Consider the following 18516-nt stretch of genomic DNA (forward strand, 5'->3'; position numbering starts at 1 on the left):
AAGAATAGAACAACAGCGTTGCCCGAGGTAAGACAACGCTGGCTTACAATTTGACGAGAGAATTAGCGCTTAGCAGCCTGCTTTTTCAATTCGAAATCGAATTCATCCGGGAACAAGATAACACCTTCTTCCTGTTCGTTCGGGAATACAACAACGGCAAGCTCGTCGTCTTCTAGACCGTTAGTCCAACGACTGTGCCATTTGTTCAACGAGATAGACTCCGCTTTACACTCAGACCAATCACCCGTCGCCCAAGATTCAGCGAACTCTTTGTTTGGCCATACTGGAACACAATCTTCGTCTTCCGTGTTGAGCATTACACAACCGTGCTCATCGGTTAAGATCCATACTTCACGATTTGCTACGATTTCTTTCACACAGTACTTCAGGCGTTGCTCACCCGTATACTTGTTGATTTCAGCGATTTTTTTATCGTCTAGCTGTGTAGTCATCTTAATTTCCTACTTTAGTCAGTAACTTTGCTCTTAAAGCTATTTTATGCCGAGAGCTTTTAACTTCAAACATTTTCGATGAAGAAGAAAATCTACTTCAAAGAAAAACGCCTGCTAAATTAGCAGGCGTTTATAATTAAGCGACTTGGTTAAACAAGCTCGCCTTGAAGCCAAGGCCAACCTTGCTTCTTACGGCTAAGTGTATTTTCCATCATCAATACACCGTCTTTCTCGAATTTAACCAGCTTATCAGCCCACTCACCTTTGTATAGAAGACGAGTTTGAGCTGTAGTGATATCTGTCAGCATTACTGCAGCGAACGCTAGACCATCTTTCTCGCAACGCGCTTCAAGATCCGCTTCTAGTGCTTCAATCATGCCATCTACTTGCTCAAGAGTCGCAAGTTCAACTTGACCAACAACAACATCACGACCGTTGAATGGGTAACCTTTAAGGTCTTTTTCTACTAGTTGAGCAGCAGATAGGCCTTCAATGTTTGTCTTAGCGATTAGAAGCGCTTTGATGAATGCGTCAACGTCTGTAACACCAGCGATTTCAGCAAGCTCAGCAACGGCATCTTTGTCTTTTTGAGTACATGTTGGAGAAGCAAAACCAACCGTGTCTGAAAGAATTGCAGACATCATCAGTTTAGCGATTTGTTGAGAGATAGAGTGACCTTCAATCTTGAACATGTTGAAAAGCACAGTGTTTGTACAACCAACAGGCCAGATCCAAGCTTCCATAGGGTTAACTGTCATTACGTCACCTAGACGGTGGTGATCGACAATACCTACGATCTCTGCTTCAGCAACATCGTCTGGTGCTTGTGCTAGATCTGAGTAATCTACTAACCAGATTTTCTCACCAGCAACAGAAGTACGAAGCTCTGGCTTTTCAGCACCAGCGACTTCTAGAATATGTTGAGTTTCGCGGTTGATCTCGCCTTGGCGAATTGGTGTCGCTTCCTCGCCACGAGCTTTAAGAAGCTCTGTTGCAACTAACGCACTACAAATACTGTCACTATCAGGGTTTTTGTGACCAACAACTAAAATCATGTTTCTTCCTATTACACTAACAATTATGACTCTACCTTTAGAGCCTCTCTTTATTAGCCATACTTTACCTCATTTTTTCAGATTGGTCATGTTTCGTAGGTTTAGCCAATGGTAACAATAGATAAAAAAACAACAAATGCAATTGATAATTATTATCATTCGTATATATTTATCTTAAGCCACTAATTTTGAGTAACACCTATGGATCGACTAATCTCTTTTTTGCCAAGCAGTAGCGCTGCGAAAACAACTCAGTTTTCACTGTCATTTAAGCGCCTGCTTTTACCTATTTCACTTGCAGCTTTAGTTGTGGCTCCTGCCACGCGAGAATTGACGGTTACTACCTTATCAGACGCCTTTTGGGCCGTGTCTTGTTATGTTGCTCTGACCTTAGCGATTTACCACGGGTTAAGCTTGTACATCAACAAAGACAACGTCTTCAACAAGCTCGTCCATCAATCCCGTTCGAACCAAGTGGTATTCGCGGCTCTCATGGGAGCGTTGCCCGGCTGCGGCGGTGCGATAGTGGTGACCACACAATTTATCTCGGGAAAACTCGGATTTGGTGCGGTAGTTGCGGTGCTAGTCTCAACTATGGGTGATGCAGCCTTCCTGCTCATTGCAAGCGAACCCAAGACTGGTTTAGCCATGATGGCGATGGGCGTGATTGTCGGCACAGCGTCAGGTCGAATCATTAATTTGTTTCACGCAGACGACTTCTTACGCCCAAAAAAAGCAGAGCAAAATGAAGCGGTGAGCAGCTGTGCTTCCCAATCTCAAGACAAAGAAGCGGTCTCTAAAAAAGCGATAAACCTACAAGGTTATCTATGGTCTGTACTCATTATTCCAGGTGCTGCGGTTGCCCTACTTGGCTCTTTTCAAGTGGACGTAAATGAGTTGCTCGCTTTGCCCGAAATGTCGATGGAATGGGCGGGAACTGTTTTGTTGATTAGCTCGATGTTTCTATGGGGCCTCACCCGTGAAATTGAAGATTACAAATCAGCAGTAAGTGAAGACGAGAAATGTGTAGGCTCTCATCCACTACAAAAAACGGCTCAAGATACTAATTTCGTAACAGCGTGGGTTGTGGTTGCTTTCTTATTTTTTGAATTTGGTTCTGTGCTAGCAAATGTAGATTTTGCGACGCTATTCTCAAGTTGGGGCATCATGCTCCCCCTGGCTGGCGTGTTGATGGGGCTATTACCTGGCTGTGGTCCTCAGTTGTTGGTGACTAGTCTTTATCTTTCAGGCGCACTACCACTTTCGGCTCAGGTAGGTAACGCAATTTCAAACGATGGTGACGCGCTATTCCCTGCAATTGCGATGGCACCAAAAGCGGCTCTTGTTGCTACCTTGTATTCAAGTGTGCCTGCTTTAATTTGTGCATACGGCTATTGGTTTATGTTCGAGCTTTAAGTTTAAGTTTGAGATTTAACACGATAGGCATACGCTTAACTCCATAGGTTTCTATTAGGTCGGTACTTTGTATCGGCCTTTTTGCTTCCAGTAACCTAATTTTTTCAGTGACCTAAGCTTCTCACAAGAGATTCTTTTGACTCACCCTCTCAGCTCAATTGCTTCAATAGCAGTACGTTATAGTGCTTCTCAAAGACGCCTCCATAAGCTTCACCACAATGCGTAAGTAGAAATCCCAACACCGTACACCAGAAAAACAAAAAGCCCCTGTAAGAATCCTTACAGGGGCTTTAATTCAAGCTTTAATCTTGGTTCTCAAGCACAAGTCTTAAGAAACTTCGATTGGACCACCGAATGACGTTACTGGAGGAAGTTTGCCTTGGAACTTCTCGAAATCAACCAAACAAGTGTTTGCTGACGTCGCTTGAGCTAGTTCAGATGAACCGATGTCTTGAGTTAGTGTGTTTGGATCACCGTAAGTATCTAGCGCGCCCACTTTCTCGTTGATCGGGCCGTACCAAGCACCTTCTTCGATACGAACAACACCAGGAGCGTAGCTATCCATTAGAACAGCACCTGCTAGTAGTTGACCACGGTCATTGAACACACGTACTACATCGCCGTCTTTGATGCCTTTCTTCTTAGCATCCGTCGGGTTGATGTAGATTGGCTCACGGCCTTGTACCGCGTAAGTCGCACGCCACTCTTCAGATTCACACATCTGAGAGTGAAGACGCTTGTCCGGGTGACAAGATTGTAGCCAGTACGGGTGTTTGTCAGAGCCTGGACCACCATGTGAACGTTCAGATTTCTCGAACCACATTGGGTGTTCTTGACAGTGCTCGTAACCCATGTTGCCAACAGTACGGCTTGTGATTTCGATGAAACCAGAAGGCGTGCCTAGTGCGTTGATCTCTGGATCTTCACGGAATGAAGCGTGGCGAGTCCATGGCTTACCTTTACCGAAGTCTAGGAAACCTTTCTCCCAGAACTCAGCAAACTCAGGCATTTCAATCGTGCCTTCATTCGAAGCGCGGCAATCGTCATACAGAGATTTAACCCACTGCATTTCATCCATACCACGCGTGTAATCGTCGTAACGACCCCAACGCTTAGTCAGGCTAGACATGATCTCAAAGTCAGTCTTAGACTGGAACAGAGGATCCACTAGCTTGTGCATTGCGATCAAACCACGACCAGAGTACGCACCGTAACCATCGATATCGTTACGTTCCCACTGAGTACAAGCTGGAAGCACGATATCAGAGTGACGACAAGTTGCAGTCCATGCGAAATCAACAGCAACTACAGTTTGTAGGCTCTTGAATGCTTTACGCATCTTGTTGCGATCTTGGTGGTGATGCCACGGGTTGTTACCACTGAATACCATCATCTTGATATCAGGTAGTGTCACAGTAGAACCGTTCGCTTTGATCTTCTTACCCGGCTCTAGCAGGCTATCTACCCAACGAGCAACAGGGATTACGCGGCTGTAACCGTTGTAATCTGTATTGGTGTACTTAGGTGATTGACCTTGGTCGATGTTCAGCGGGAAAGAACCCGGAGCAGCGAAGCCAGTCGAAGATACACCGATACCTGAGTAGTGGTGACCGTAAGAGATACCGCCGCCAGGTAGACCAATTTGACCAACCATTGCTGCGATAACTGCACACATCCAGTAAGGCTGCTCACCGTGTTGTTGACGTTGAATACTCCAACCAACAAGAATCTGTGTACGGCCGTTAACCAACATCTTAGCGAAATCACGGATAGAGTCCGCGCTTGCGCCACAGATAGCTGAAGCCCATTCTGGCGTCTTCTCAACTTTGTCTTTCGTTTCACCTTGAACGTACTTGATGAAATCTTCAAAACCTAGACAGTAAGTTTCGATGAACTTCTTGTCGTATAGGCCTTCGTTGTAAAGAACGTGAGCAACACCCAACATGAACGCCACATCAGTTTGTGGGTTGATGTACATCTGCTCGTTTTCTAAGTAACGACCTGTTTTGTTCTTCACAGGGTCAACAGAAACAACGTTGATCTCTTTCTTAGCAACTTTTTCTTTCAGCTGTTCTAGGTATGCGAATGATTCGTGAGTCTCACACGTCCAACCTACTTGCAGGTTCTTAACTGGATCGTTACCCCAAAGAACAATGTTGTCACTGTTTTCTAGGATAAGTTCCCAAGATGTACCTTGAGCATATACTTCAGTCGAACCTAGCACGTAAGGCATGATCGTTTGACCAGCACCTGTCGAGTAGTCACCGATTTTCTTCACAGAGTAACCGTGAAGTGCCATTGCACGTTGCATGTGGTTAGTACAGCTGTGGAACTGACCCGTTTGTCTCCAACCAGTTTGACCTGTGTGAAGCGCCCATGGACCGTAATCTTTCTGTACGCGTTCTAGTTCGCGGTAAACAAGGTCTAGTGCCTCATCCCAAGTCACACGAATAAAGCGGTTGTTACCACGCGTGTCTGCGCTGTATTTATGCTTCTTCAACCAATCTAGGCGAACCATAGGGTAACGCACACGTGATGGGCTGTAGATAATACCTTTAATACCTTTCAACATCTCAGTTGGGTGTTGATCGATTTCTAGAGGTTTAATTTCTTGCACTTTACCCGCGTAAACGCGAGCTCTGAATGCACCCCAGTGAGAACCAGAGACTTTCCAAGCGCCGTCTGTTTCTGCTGCTGAAGCCGATGCCGACGCCAATAAGCTAGGACCGATAATCGATGCCGCACTTGTTGTAGCGACACCTTTCAGAAAACTTCTTCTTGTAATTGCCATTGTGTTACTCCAATTGACGTCTTATTAGTGATGGCCTTCAGAAAAATCTGACGAGTGCTTCTGTAGATACTTAAGAACAAGCGCTTCTGTATCTGTGTCGAAGTTAACGAATGCAATCATACCGTCTAGCATGCCTACCCAACCGTTAGCACTGAAGTGAGCTTCATCTGGTTGTGAGTGACAAGTTGAACAGTTAGATTGGTATGCTTGACCCGCTGCGTTCCAGATTGGATCGAAGTTATCAACCATAGACTCTTTCTTCATCCAAAGTGCTAGGTTAACTTCTTCCCATGGAAGGCCAGTAAGCTCGTCTTCTTTCTTATCGCCAACAGTGATTACGTCACTTTGAGATACTTCTTTCGTCAAGATTGCAGTCGAGATGTTCATCCCGAAGTCTTCTTGGATTACACGTCCGAAGCCTTTCGCTTTACGCCAACCGTCGATTTGAATCTTGATCATGTCGCCTTTTTCGTCGATAACAGCAACTTTACTTGCAGGGCTTAGTAGACCCGCTTCAACTGTTGCAGTTTCATCCGTGTACATTGGAAGGTGACGAATAGAAATAACGTCGCTACCTGATGCATAAGATGTGCTGCTTGCAACATTCTCTAGCTCACCAACAATACCGCTTGCTGATGCCATATCAAGTGGAAGGTTGTGTGCTATGCCTTTGTGACAGTCAACACAGCTTTGATCACGCTCAGCGGCATTCTTCATTTGAATACGCGCTGTTGGGCGCATGTTCTCGAAGTCCATTGAATCGTAGTTGTGACAGTTTTTACACTCTAGAGATTTGTTCGAAGAGAAACGATCCCATTCATGTTTAGCCAGTTCGATACGACGCGCTTCAAATTTCTCTGGCGTGTCTAGGTCACCAAATACTTGAGCGAATACTTCTTTAGATGCTTGCATCTTACGAGCAATTTTAGCTGTCCATTCATGTGGAACGTGACAGTCAGGACAAGTTGCACGTACACCAGAGGTATTTTTCCAGTGAACCGTTTCTTGCAGTTCTACGTAAACATTGTCACGCATAGTGTGGCAACTTACACAGAACTCTTCTGTATTTGTATGTTCTAACGCAGTGTTAAAACCACCCCAGAAAATAACACCGGCGATAAAGCCACCCATAGTTAGTACACCAAGACTGATGTGTACCGCTGGGCGAGTCATTGTGCGCCATAATTTAACTAAAAATGATTTCATGTTTAGCTCTCTTAAAAATTAGTTCTAATAAAAATGTGATAGCAAGAGGGCATTACATGCCGCCGTGTGCACCTGGGGGACCTAATACAAACACTTGCAGTGCCCAAACTAGAAAGCCGTAGCCTCCTACAAAACCCACACTTAATATTGGAAAGAGAACCACCGCAATGAAGAGGAATGACTTCCACTCCAACGAGCGTTTTTCGCCAGTTTCAATTTTATTAACATCACTCATACATTTTGCCTATTTTGTATTTAGTAATTTCGAGTAGCCCATTCTAAGGAGCTAAAGTTCTTGAGTATCTAACAACAAATTTTAGACCATACACAAAGTAGGGTTCAATCAAATCTCCTGTTATAACCCTTGCTAATCAATACTTTTTTGAGGTCATCCAAACTTGTTTTCAGTTAAACAAAGTTATTAAAAAGTATTAACAAATGTGAAGAATTAAGTATATTTCACAAATGTTAAAAACCAACACTTACGCAACTATTTGACAACTGATTTTAACTTTTTACCTACTAAGTAGTAGCCAAAAAAGCCTCAAACAACCACTATTTTGTGTTTTGTTTGTTAAATAATTGATCGTTTTTCGAATCGATGACTTTGCAGTTGAAATGCATCATTTGGCACTTTCAGATATGATAGAAACCTCATCAAAAGGAAGCATTATGCAAGACGTTATTGATATATCTTGGTGGCAACTATGGTTTTTTAGCTCACTTCTATTGCTGCCAATTGTAATCAACCACAAGTTAAAACTTGGCCTTGGCAAAGAGGCGTCTATCAGCATCATTCGCATGGCTGTTCAACTATTTCTGGTTGGACTTTACCTAGAATACCTGTTCACTTTGAATAGCTTGTGGGTCAATTTACTGTGGTTATTTACGATGATTATCGTTGGGGCAAGCTCGATTGTTGAAAAGTCCAAGTTACCCCGAAACCTCTTGTTAGTCCCTGTCGCTGTGAGCCTAGCGGTAACCTGTGTACCCATTGTCTTGTTCATCTGCTTATTTATCATTAAACCAACACCCGTTTTTAACGCACAATACCTTATCCCGATCGCAGGGATGTTATTGGGTAATAGCTTAAGCAGTAATATAGTGGCATTGCAGAACCTGTTTGGTGCTTTTGAAACACAGAAATCAGAATATGAAGCAGCAATCGCGTTAGGCGCGTCTCCTACTTATGCTGCAGCGCCTTTTGTGCGTAATGCTATACAGAAAGCGATGTCTCCTATTATGGCCTCAATGACAACTACAGGCTTAGTAACGCTACCGGGGATGATGACAGGTCAAATTCTCGGGGGAGCTTCACCAATGATCGCAATTAAGTATCAACTGATGATCATGTTGGCTATTTTCGTGATGATGAGCTGCTCTTTAGCGCTTGCTCTTCACCTATCGTTAAAGACTTCGTTGACCAAAGAAGGACGAGTACTAGCTCAAATACAGCCTTCAAAATAACCTCCCGACTCCTTTTAGATCTGGTTACTCACTGAATTTGATACAGGTTATCCACAGAAATTGTGGATAACCAAATCAATATAGATCCTTTTTTGCTCATTTCGGCTCGGTCAAGGATCATTGCCATTGATCCTTCGGTGATTTCAAGGACATATACACACGTGCAGATCTGCGTTGTTAAGTACCCAGGTGATAATTTAAGAAAACAACATGTAGGTTTTCCACAAATAAAAAACGGCCTGCAATGCAGGCCGTCTTGTAAATGTCATAAGTCAGTTCAATGTTTTCACTGAGCTTTAACTAATCTTGTCACTGAGCTAGTCACGCAAGCTTTGTTGATCCGCCATCTTGATTAATCGCGTAAATAAATCAACCAATACCACATACCAACAAAGATACCGCCGCCGATGATGTTACCGATAGTAACGGGCAGCAAGTTGTTCATCAGAAAGTCCATCATGTTTAGGTCAACATAGTCTGCTGGATTAGCCCCTGTCATTGTCCAGAATTCAGCTGGAGCAAATGTTTTGATACCGATAGCTAAAGGGACTTGGAACATATTCGCAATACAGTGCTCAAAGCCCGATGATACAAACATCGCAACAGGTAAAATCAGTACTGTAATTTTGTCAGTCAGTGTTCGTCCACTAAATGTCATCCATACCGCGATACAAACCAATACGTTACACATGATGCCAAGCGCGATAGCTTGGATAAAACCATGGTGCATTTTGTGCTGAGAGATGGCCATCGCATTCAAACCCACTTGCCCATGGTCGAACATGTACTGTTTAGTCAGAAGCATGCATGCCACTAGCAATAAGGCACCAATAAGGTTACCGATATAAACGGTCGCCCAGTTCTTAACTAGGGTTCCCCAGCTAATCTTGCCACTTGCGCGAGCAACAAGAGTGAGCACCGAACTGGTAAACAGTTCGCCGCCAGTAACAACAACGAGGATTAAGCCCAAGCTAAATGCAAGGCCACCTAGTACGCGAGTAATACCCCAAGGTAAATCACCAGCGCCAGTGGTTACAATTGTGTAGAACACAAACGCAATACCGATATGTATGCCAGCTGAAATCGCTAGGAGAAAAGATTTGGTTGGATCTTTGGTTGCTTTACCTACGCCAATATCTGCAGCGCGCTCAGCCATTTGTGGCGGTAATAATGAGTCAAATTGGTTCAGATTCATGATGATTTACATTTTGAAACATGTTGTCGGGAGCGAGATAATCCTCTCTTTCATTTCTGAATTCAAGAGCTATTTGGGACTCAAAATACCTCCCACAACCTTGTGGAAAGGAAATAGCCCAAGTTATTCAAAATTCATACAACTTTAGTAGTAAAAAGAAAACTACGCTGAATGAAACGTTATCAACTTAAAAAATAGCACACTTATAAATATCAATAAGTTACGAAAGAAAGAAAAGGAATAACGTACACTATAATAACTCACAGATCGCTGTTGCCTCTAGATTTTGATATAGATCAACAGAACGTAAAAAAGCGCCCTTGGGCGCTTTTAACTCAATCACAAATAAAGAAATTAGTGATGTTAAACCGAAGGTTCTATCATGTCTTCTGATGATTGTTCTATAGCTGAGCCCTCTAGGTTCGACTCAGTACTCAAAGGGGTTACGTCAGAATCACTTTCATTGGCAACTTTACCTCCTAGTTTTCTCAAACTGTCCACTAGTTCTTCTAAACTCTTAATATGTACATCACTCTTGGTAATCTGTTCATCTAAAAGATTGCTATGCTTAGTCGCCTCTGACAATTGTTGCGCCTGCTTCTGATTATTACTCTCTAACTTAGCGAGTTGTTCAGTCAAAGCTTCAATTTCTGACTTTAATGATGCTGTCATATCTAAGCTTCTTAACGCTTTCACACTCGATACAATTTTCTGAGATTGAATACGTAGCACGACATCGCGGTAATCTTCATCATTAACCACTTGTGAGATGCTCAGTAACTGATTCTCAGCATTCAAAACCGACTGTTCGAACTTGTCGCCTTTTACACTCGCAAGCACTTTCACTTCATGAGCGACACTACGCACGTGGTTCAACTCAAACTCCGCAGCGTGGACCGCATCTTCAATGATCGACTTTTCACGCGGGCTGGCTTTGACTTGGCTTTCTGCCAAAGCAATTTGAGATGCTGCTTTAGCAAACGTCAGTGGAGCAACGTCATCAAAATCTTCATCTTCCAAAAAATCCAACTCGTTCTTCAAAGGTTCAATGTATTTCTTATGAGCAACTTTGACTTCTAATAAACGAGCGCTATTAAGGAATTCGACTTGCGCTTCTTGCGCATCTTCAAGCTCATCGACCAAAACATACTCAAACAACTCGCTGTATTCTGAATACAAACGTTTGTAGCTCGAGGTAAACATGATATCTGCGCCAAGGAACTTAAGATAATCCATTTGCACGATCGAATCAGCTAACACTCGGTCAGCCTTTTTTTTCAACACTAAGATCGAGTCATAGTTTGATTTGATCAACGCAATTTTTTCATCAAAAGCTTCAGCGTAAGTCAGGCTCGAAAAAATCGAGTAGCTCTTAGTTAGTCGGCTCTCATCTTTAAGCAAATCTGCATAAATATTTTCAGCATCATCCCACGCGTCTAACAACTCATGGTAATTCTCTGGTGCATAAAGAGACAACTGAGCATGATCTTCAAGCTTAATCTCCCACTGGGAATAAACACTTTGGACAGACTGAAAAGAACGGACCTCTGTTGTAGACTCATTATTTTTGTTTGTAGTTTGGTTCGCTTCTGTCTGCTCTGAGGGTGTGCTTTGACAACCTGAGATAGCAAATAGCATACTAATAACTAATGCTACTTTGTTAACTCTCACTGGTGCATTTCCTTTTTTATACAATATTAGCTGAATGCAATATACTTCTAGCGCTACAATATATTACAACCACTTAGCAATAAACATCATTGATGATTTAAGTGGGCATAAATCACCCAGTGCAACCAAAATAAACTCATCATCCGATGATTAATCATTCAATTTGGTATCACTTATCAATTCTCTTTATTTGCTATTGATTGAGCTGTGAATGCACACTAAGGTGAAGGTAGAGAACGTTATGAATATATAGGTTAATTATGAAGTACAACGCTGAACATATTGCTGATTTAAATCTTCTTCTTCAATTTGATGTAAGTAGCGCTGCTACTGGTATTAAAGTACATCAAGAAGCAGCTCAAGAAACTCAAGATGCTGTTAAACGCTTATTCGAAAAAAATCTTTGCACTCAGCCAGACGGCGGTTACCTAACAGATGAAGGTATCCAGATGGCAGAGCGTGCCGATAAGCTACTTCGCGTACTTAGTTAAAGCTCGATTGTTCTAGTAAAAACTCCACTCGCTTATTGGGCCGTGGAGTTTTTTCATTTTTGGGCAAAGCTTTGTTAGGCTTATCATAAATCCATAGCTTGCAGTTATGAGGAACACATGGCTTCTATATTTATTGTTGGTGCAGGATGGGTCGGTGCACCTTTATCTCAACATCTCGTCAAACACGGCAACCAAGTCGTCGTGACGAAGACCACCCAAGCAGGCGCTGATGCTATTGGCAACAAACGCATTCCTTGTGAAGTGTTCAGTTTTGATGCAATACAACCTGAACACTCTATTGGCCAGCTCTACTCACTCCTATTGGAAAACAACACCGAGATAGTCATTGGTAGCTTCCCTCCCGGCTTTAGAAGAGGTTCGGGACAAGAATACGCTGAATACTGGCAACAGCTAACCAATGCTTGTCAGAAAGCCAATGTCAAAAAACTGATCATGGTTAGCTCGACTACGGTCTATCCCACTAAGCCCGGGATCTTATACGAGCAAGATGCCTCATTAGCCATTTCCACGTCGAATGATGAACAAGCCAACTCATTTTCAGACAATGCGCGAGTCATGCTACAAGCAGAACAGTACATCATTGATTCCGGTATCGACTACACCATCCTTCGCTTTAGCGGGTTGATTGGTCCAAGCCGCCATCCATCGAGGTTTGCAAGTAAGCTGAAGCAGGTCAGCACCCAAGCTCCTGCTAATATGCTTCATCTTGACGATGCGATTGGTGCTATCGAGTTCGCTATTAGTCAACTGCATAACGAAATCGTTAATGTAACGACCCCAAACACGGTGAGTAAGGCAGAGTTTTATGCCGCAGCACTGAAAAGCGCCAACAGTAGCGAGCCGCTGCCCCTCGTTGTCGATACGCCAGACAAGCTGATCTCTTCGAAAAAGATTCTAGACTTAGGTTACTCGTTTAAATTTGAATCCACACTGGATGCGCTTTATGACTAAGCAATCCATAGCTAAGCAATCTGCAAAGAACTCAAGGACTAAGCTACATCGATCGGTCGACACCCTTTGGAACTTCATGTCTATGGGCCACAAGGTTACGCCTTCAGACTGTATATTTGTGTTGTGCAGTAACGACACTCGCGTTGCTGAATACGCAGCTGAGCTCTATCACCAAGGTGTGGCGCCTTATATCGTATTTTCTGGCGGTGTGGGACGCTTTACAGAAGGGAGCTTTGAGTGTTCAGAAGCAGAAACGTTCGCATCTATAGCTAGAGACTGTGGTGTCCCTGAAGCAGACATTATTATAGAAAAGCACGCGACCAATACTGGCGAAAATGTCCGTTTTACCTATGATTTACTTACAAAACGTGGGCTATCACCGAAACAACTGACCTTGGTACAAAAACCTTTTATGGAAAAACGTACCTACGCAACGTTCAGCAAACAATGGCCAGAACAGGCGGCTGAAATTAGAGTGACTTCGCAATGGCAAAGTTGGGTAGATTACTTTAATGAAGAGTTGCCACTGGATATGGTACTAGGGGCATTAGTTGCCGACTTTGAAAGAATTAAAACGTACCCTGCTCAAGGCTTTCAAATTGAAATGCCAATTCCTGACGACGTTGACCAAGCCTATCAAGCATTGAAGAAACTCGGTTTCGAATAAAAGCAAAAGCTCGACTTCGAATAACAAAAGCACGGCTTCAACAAACAAAAACGGTGACACTTGGTCACCGTTTTTTAATTTTAACGCTATTGATTTTAGCAATGCCTAGTTATAAAGCGGTTTATTTGCCTAACGCTTCTTTATAATGTAGACGGCAAGCAGAAACATATTGATCATTACCGCCAATAGCAACCTGAGCACCTTCAGCAATAGCTACACCGTGTTCATCGGTACGGATTACCATATTGGCTTTGCGGCCACAATGACAAATGGTTTTAAGCTCAACCAATTTGTCTGCCCAAGACAATAAGTAACGGCTACCTTCAAACAGTTCACCCAAGAAGTCGGTACGTAAACCGTAGCAAAGTACAGGTATATGCAGTTTATCGACTACTTCTGTTAACTGGTAAACCTGCTCTTTCGATAAGAACTGACATTCATCGATCAAAACACAATGACGCTTTTCTTCCTCATTGAGTTTTTGGATTGCATCAAACATATTGGTGTCGTTTTTAAAAAGTTGAGCTTCAGATTGTAGACCAATTCTTGAGCTCACTTTACCGATACCATAGCGATCATCCAATGCAGCCGTAAAGATCACTGGCGTCATACCGCGTTCTTGATAGTTGAATGAAGATTGAAGAAGCGTTGTTGATTTACCCGCATTCATTGCCGAGTAATAAAAATACATCTGAGCCACAGAAATATTCCTGTAATTAAAAGTTGAAGATAAAAAGGTGAAATTAGAGAATTTTTGCTAGAAAAAAGGGCTGAAAATCAGCCCTTTTTATAAGATTTACTTACGACGCCAAGTTGTACCTTCTGGGCCATCTTCCAGAACAATACCCAACTCGTTTAGCTTGTCACGTGCAAGATCGGCATTCGCCCAATCTTTCGAAGCGCGAGAATCGTTGCGCAATTTGATCAACGCTTCGATTTCAGCAACTTCGTCATCGTTGCCTGTCGCATCGCCTTGTAGGAAAGCTTCTGGATCTTGATGAAGAATGCCGATGATGTCCGCCAGCTCACGCATCAATGCACCTAGCGCACTCGCTTTTTCGATGCTTTCAGTCTTGATGCGGTTAATTTCACGAGCCATTTCAAACAGGACTGAATAAGCTTCAGGTGTATTGAAATCATCGTTCATCGCTGTAGAGAAACGAGTTACGTACTCTTCTCCACCAGCCGGAGCTGCTGTAACGTCTAGGCCACGAAGTGATGTGTAGAGACGCTCAAGTGATGCACGAGCTTGGTTTAGGTTATCTTCGCTGTAGTTCAGTTGGCTACGGTAGTGACCAGACATCAAAAAGTAACGTACTGTTTCTGCATCGTAATGCTGAAGTACGTCACGGATAGTGAAGAAGTTACCCAGTGACTTAGACATTTTTTCTCTGTCTACCATCACCATGCCGCTGTGCATCCAAGTATTCACATACTGGGTGCCGTGTGCGCAGCAAGATTGTGCGATTTCGTTCTCGTGGTGCGGGAACTGCAGATCTGAACCACCACCGTGGATATCGAAGTGATTACCAAGAATTGAAGAGTTCATTGCTGAACACTCGATGTGCCAACCCGGACGACCTGGACCCCATGGTGATTCCCACGTAGGTTCACCAGGCTTAGACATCTTCCAAAGAACGAAATCTAACGGGCTACGTTTTGCAGAATCAACATCAACACGAGCACCCGCTTGAAGTTGATCAAGATCTTGCTTAGAAAGCTTACCGTATTCGTCGAATTTCTTAACTTCGAACATAACGTCGCCGTTGCTTGCAACATAAGCAAAACCACGCTCAATTAACTTTTCAACAAGTTCAACAATTTCAGTGATGAATTCCGTCGCACGAGGCTCAACATCAGGGCGTTTCATGTTTAATGCATCGAAGTCCGCGTGCATCTCACCAATCAGGCGTTCAGTCAGAGAATCACAAGATTCGCCGTTTTCATTCGCGCGCTTGATGATTTTATCATCGATATCCGTGATGTTACGAACGAAATTCAAATCGTAACCAAGGTAACGCAAGTAACGAGTGACTACGTCGAAAGAAACGAACGTACGGCCATGACCAATGTGACAGAGATCGTAAATGGTTACCCCACAGACATACATGCCGACTTTGCCAGCTGTAATTGGTTTGAATTCCTCTTTCTGTCTTGTGAGTGTGTTATAAATTTTCAGCATGATCTCTATCTATATTTGTGTATTAGTCAAAATAAGACTGCAAGTATAGCAATTCATGACTTATTAGGTAATCCCCCAAAGCGGTAATTACCTCAAACAACCAAGTTAAGTTAATGATTTGGTGATTTGAAAGTCCGCCAACATGCGCTAGAATTCGAACTTCATATTAAAAAGACAGTAAGGTAACAATCATGATCATCCTTCACACAAATTTTGGTGACATCAAAGTTCAACTTAACGAAGAAAAAGCACCAGAAACAAGCGCAAACTTCCTACAGTATTGCCGTGACGGTTTTTACGACAACACGCTATTCCACCGTGTTATCGATGGTTTCATGGTTCAAGGCGGCGGCATGACTTCTGGCCTTAAAGAAAAAACAACTCGTGCAACTATCAAGAACGAAGCAAACAATGGCCTAGCGAACAAAGTTGGTACGTTAGCAATGGCTCGTACTATGGAACCGCATTCAGCAAGTTCTCAGTTCTTCATCAACGTTAACGACAACTCTTTCCTAAACTTCCGTAGCGAAAGCCTAGACGGTTGGGGCTACTGTGTATTCGCAGAAGTTGTTGAAGGCATGGACATCGTAAACAAGATCAAAGGTGTTAGCACTGGTTCTATGGGTATGCACCAAGACGTACCTCTAGAAGAAGTGATCATCACTGGTACTACAATCGAAGCTTAATTCATCACTTTCGATTAGTATTAATAATTGATGACCCGATAAAATCAGGATATAGGGAGCGAATCGCTCCCTTTTTTTAGACCTATGAAAACATATTTTATATCAGACCTACACCTTGCCCCATCACGACAAGACATTACTGACTGCTTCTTAACCTTTATGAAAAAGGAAGCAGTAGAAGCGGATGCACTCTACGTGTTAGGTGACCTTTTCGAATTCTGGATTGGTGACGACGACAAAAGTGAGTTCGCGACTTCTATCCGCCAAGCGTTTATCGATTTGGTAAAAACAGGTGTGCCTTGCTACTTCACTCAAGGTAACCGTGATTTCCTTGTCGGCAAAAAATTTGCCAAACAAACAGGTGTGCAACTGCTAGACGAAGTATCGACAATCGATATCTACGGCCAAAAAGCGGTTGTGTTGCATGGTGATACCCTATGTACCGAAGACGTAAAGTATCTTGCTTTCCGCGAAAAAGTGCATCAACCATGGCTGCAATGGGTCTTCAATCGAATTCCATTTTTTATCAAAAAGAAAATTGTCTCGAAGGTTCAATCTGACATCAAAGACGACAAACAAACTAAGTCTCTCGACATCATGGATGTGACACAACAAGAAGTAGAAGATGTGATGGAGCAAAACAACGTCGATCTTATGATCCACGGCCATACTCATCGTCCTGACATCCATACCTTCAATGCTAACAATTGCAGTAAAACCCGTATCGTACTTGGTGATTGGTATACGCAAGGGTCAGTGCTGGTATTCACTCCGCAAAGTTTTGAACTACAGAATCGAGAGTTTAGCAACCGCTTTTAACATCACTCTTAAACTTTCACTTTGATTATTATTATCGGTCAGACTTTCATAGAAAGTGTATGGTAATTTCTACTGAATTAGCTATTATCTCTCTACCAGAAATAAACCGAACACAGTACCAAGTTGAAATATTCATACGTAGCGCGTCAACCAATACTCGATACAGACAAGAAAACCATAGGTTACGAGTTGCTATTCAGGGATGGTCCTAAGAACACTTTCCCTGAAGTAGAACCGGAGCTCGCTACTAGCCGTTTGCTTTCCGATCACTTCTTATCAACTCACTATAATACGCTGGGTGATAAGCTGGGGTTCGTAAACTTCCCTTATGCAAGCCTAATCAACTTAGTCCCTACTCTGTTCCCCAAAGAGAGCCTCGTTGTTGAGGTTCTTGAAGACTGCGAACCAACAGACGAACTACTTGAAGCAATAAAAGCTATCTATGACGCGGGTTACACCATCGCGTTAGACGACTTTGTACCAAGCAAGGCGTGGAAACGCTTCTTACCATACGTTTCAATTATCAAGTTTGATATCCGTTTGATCTCAATCGCGAAAGCTTCGATGTTCATGAACTCTCTCAAAGGGTTGGATATTAAGTTCCTCGCAGAAAAGGTCGAGACTTACGATGAATACCAAGAAGCAAACAAAGCAGGCTTCACCTACTTCCAAGGTTATTTTTTCAGTAAGCCTGAAATGATTCAAACTCGCGCTCTCAACCCTGCATTTCTGACGACCGTTCAGCTATTAAAAGAGATTGCGCACGACCCTATCGACTTCGGAGAAGTAGAGCGTTTAATTACACTTGATGTAACCATGTCGTATAAGTTGCTCGCCTACGTGAATTCCGCCGGTGGCTCCGCGACGACAATCCGTTCGTTTCGCCAGGCGCTTATTTACCTCGGCGAACAAAAGCTGCGTAAGTTCGTTTCACTTGTTGCTATCGCTTCAGCGAAAGAAGACAAGCCCGATTCTTTGTACGGTTTAGCTGTGATACGCGCACGTCAGTGTGAACTCTTAGTCGAGAAAATGAATGTTAAGGTTGAGCCTGGGCAAGCTTTTTTGACCGGTATGTTCTCGTTGTTAGATTCACTCTTTGACCAACCCTTAAAACAAGTACTAGATTCCGTACCGATCGACGTAGAGATCAAACAAGCCTTAATTGAACGCAAAGGCGTTTTAGGTGCAGTATTAGCGATGGTGGTTGCTTATGAACAAGCCCGTTGGGATGAAGCAACACGCATTCGCCAGCTTCTTAAACTGAGTGAAGCTCAGCTCGGTCAAGCTTATGACGAAGCGACCACTTGGGCTCAAGAACTGTTGTCTCCAGCCTTGAAATAGTGCCCTTCGCACTATAACTTTGATAATTTCAATAGCTTCAATAGAAACTAAGCTTTGGTGAGCGATCGTTTCTTGGTAGACTCCAACGCATTCATTTATGGCCTC

At 43.1% G+C, this 18516-nt stretch carries 17 protein-coding genes; 8 read left to right on the top strand and 9 right to left on the bottom strand.

The genetic code is table 11. The features are described 5' to 3' along the window. Nucleotides 1-62 precede the first annotated feature (62 nt). Together BCU75_RS13795 and BCU75_RS13800 are read right to left on the bottom strand one after the other, a co-directional pair. Nucleotides 63-452 carry a DUF2750 domain-containing protein gene (locus BCU75_RS13795; protein WP_102464783.1) on the bottom strand — a complete coding sequence of 130 codons (390 nt, stop codon included), beginning with the start codon at nucleotides 450-452 and terminating at the stop codon, nucleotides 63-65. A 149-nt stretch (nucleotides 453-601) separates the two neighbouring features. Further along, nucleotides 602-1507, bottom strand: a complete 906-nt coding sequence (locus tag BCU75_RS13800) for a manganese-dependent inorganic pyrophosphatase (protein ID WP_102474197.1) — start codon at nucleotides 1505-1507, stop codon at nucleotides 602-604. A 201-nt stretch (nucleotides 1508-1708) separates the two neighbouring features. Between BCU75_RS13800 and BCU75_RS13805 the strand changes: the two genes are divergently transcribed. Beyond that, on the top strand, nucleotides 1709-2923 hold the full coding sequence (locus BCU75_RS13805; protein WP_102474198.1) for a putative manganese transporter: 1215 nt from the start codon (nucleotides 1709-1711) through the stop codon (nucleotides 2921-2923). A 328-nt stretch (nucleotides 2924-3251) separates the two neighbouring features. On the opposite strand, the gene torA is transcribed toward BCU75_RS13805, so the two are convergent. Genes torA through torE form a run of 3 tightly spaced genes read right to left on the bottom strand, consistent with a single transcriptional unit; the run spans nucleotide 3252 to nucleotide 7155 of the window. After that, nucleotides 3252-5714 (bottom strand): trimethylamine-N-oxide reductase TorA, encoded by a 2463-nt coding sequence (gene torA / locus BCU75_RS13810; protein WP_076676603.1) that lies wholly within the window; start codon nucleotides 5712-5714, stop codon nucleotides 3252-3254. 24 nt (nucleotides 5715-5738) lie between these two features. Then, nucleotides 5739-6920 (bottom strand): pentaheme c-type cytochrome TorC, encoded by a 1182-nt coding sequence (gene torC, locus BCU75_RS13815; protein ID WP_102474199.1) that lies wholly within the window; start codon nucleotides 6918-6920, stop codon nucleotides 5739-5741. A 52-nt stretch (nucleotides 6921-6972) separates the two neighbouring features. Beyond that, complete coding sequence (gene torE / locus BCU75_RS13820; RefSeq protein ID WP_102474200.1) at nucleotides 6973-7155, bottom strand: trimethylamine N-oxide reductase system protein TorE; 183 nt, start codon at nucleotides 7153-7155, stop codon at nucleotides 6973-6975. Nucleotides 7156-7592: 437 nt separating this feature from the next. Here torE and BCU75_RS13825 point away from each other — a divergent pair, with 437 nt between their 5' ends. Then, nucleotides 7593-8387: an ABC transporter permease gene (locus tag BCU75_RS13825; RefSeq protein ID WP_102474201.1), complete on the top strand. Its 795-nt coding sequence runs from the start codon at nucleotides 7593-7595 to the stop codon at nucleotides 8385-8387. Between the two features lie 352 nt (nucleotides 8388-8739). On the opposite strand, the gene focA is transcribed toward BCU75_RS13825, so the two are convergent. Next, entirely contained in the window at nucleotides 8740-9582 is an 843-nt protein-coding gene (gene focA, locus BCU75_RS13830; protein ID WP_102474202.1) for a formate transporter FocA, read from the bottom strand. Nucleotides 9583-9945: 363 nt separating this feature from the next. Beyond that, entirely contained in the window at nucleotides 9946-11253 is a 1308-nt protein-coding gene (locus tag BCU75_RS13835) for an ATPase (RefSeq protein ID WP_102474203.1), read from the bottom strand. Nucleotides 11254-11513: 260 nt separating this feature from the next. Here BCU75_RS13835 and BCU75_RS13840 point away from each other — a divergent pair, with 260 nt between their 5' ends. The 3 genes from BCU75_RS13840 to BCU75_RS13850 all read left to right on the top strand — a co-directional run bounded on the left by BCU75_RS13840 (nucleotide 11514) and on the right by BCU75_RS13850 (nucleotide 13383). After that, nucleotides 11514-11744, top strand: a complete 231-nt coding sequence (locus tag BCU75_RS13840; RefSeq protein WP_076676614.1) for a TIGR02647 family protein — start codon at nucleotides 11514-11516, stop codon at nucleotides 11742-11744. Between the two features lie 117 nt (nucleotides 11745-11861). Continuing rightward, nucleotides 11862-12716, top strand: coding sequence for an NAD(P)H-binding protein (locus BCU75_RS13845; RefSeq protein ID WP_102474204.1), 855 nt, complete (start codon nucleotides 11862-11864; stop codon nucleotides 12714-12716). Beyond that, on the top strand, nucleotides 12709-13383 hold the full coding sequence (locus tag BCU75_RS13850) for a YdcF family protein (RefSeq protein ID WP_102474205.1): 675 nt from the start codon (nucleotides 12709-12711) through the stop codon (nucleotides 13381-13383). The genes BCU75_RS13845 and BCU75_RS13850 overlap by 8 nt, the downstream gene beginning before the upstream one ends. A gap of 121 nt (nucleotides 13384-13504) precedes the next feature. On the opposite strand, the gene BCU75_RS13855 is transcribed toward BCU75_RS13850, so the two are convergent. Continuing rightward, entirely contained in the window at nucleotides 13505-14083 is a 579-nt protein-coding gene (locus BCU75_RS13855) for a thymidine kinase (RefSeq protein WP_102474206.1), read from the bottom strand. Nucleotides 14084-14179: 96 nt separating this feature from the next. Beyond that, on the bottom strand, nucleotides 14180-15565 hold the full coding sequence (cysS, locus tag BCU75_RS13860; RefSeq protein WP_102466607.1) for a cysteine--tRNA ligase: 1386 nt from the start codon (nucleotides 15563-15565) through the stop codon (nucleotides 14180-14182). Between the two features lie 191 nt (nucleotides 15566-15756). Here cysS and BCU75_RS13865 point away from each other — a divergent pair, with 191 nt between their 5' ends. From BCU75_RS13865 to BCU75_RS13875, 3 genes are all read left to right on the top strand, one after another. Next, a complete protein-coding gene (locus tag BCU75_RS13865; protein ID WP_004734582.1) occupies nucleotides 15757-16251 on the top strand; it encodes a peptidylprolyl isomerase in 495 nt (164 codons plus the stop codon). A gap of 84 nt (nucleotides 16252-16335) precedes the next feature. Then, nucleotides 16336-17070, top strand: coding sequence for a UDP-2,3-diacylglucosamine diphosphatase (gene lpxH / locus BCU75_RS13870; protein WP_076676620.1), 735 nt, complete (start codon nucleotides 16336-16338; stop codon nucleotides 17068-17070). A gap of 123 nt (nucleotides 17071-17193) precedes the next feature. Further along, the gene (locus BCU75_RS13875) at nucleotides 17194-18411 is read left to right on the top strand and encodes an EAL and HDOD domain-containing protein (RefSeq protein WP_076676622.1); all 1218 of its coding nucleotides are present in this window, start codon (nucleotides 17194-17196) and stop codon (nucleotides 18409-18411) included. Nucleotides 18412-18516 lie beyond the last annotated feature (105 nt).

The sequence above is a fragment of the Vibrio splendidus genome (genome assembly GCF_002873455.1).
GTDB classification, from domain to species: domain Bacteria; phylum Pseudomonadota; class Gammaproteobacteria; order Enterobacterales; family Vibrionaceae; genus Vibrio; species Vibrio splendidus_J.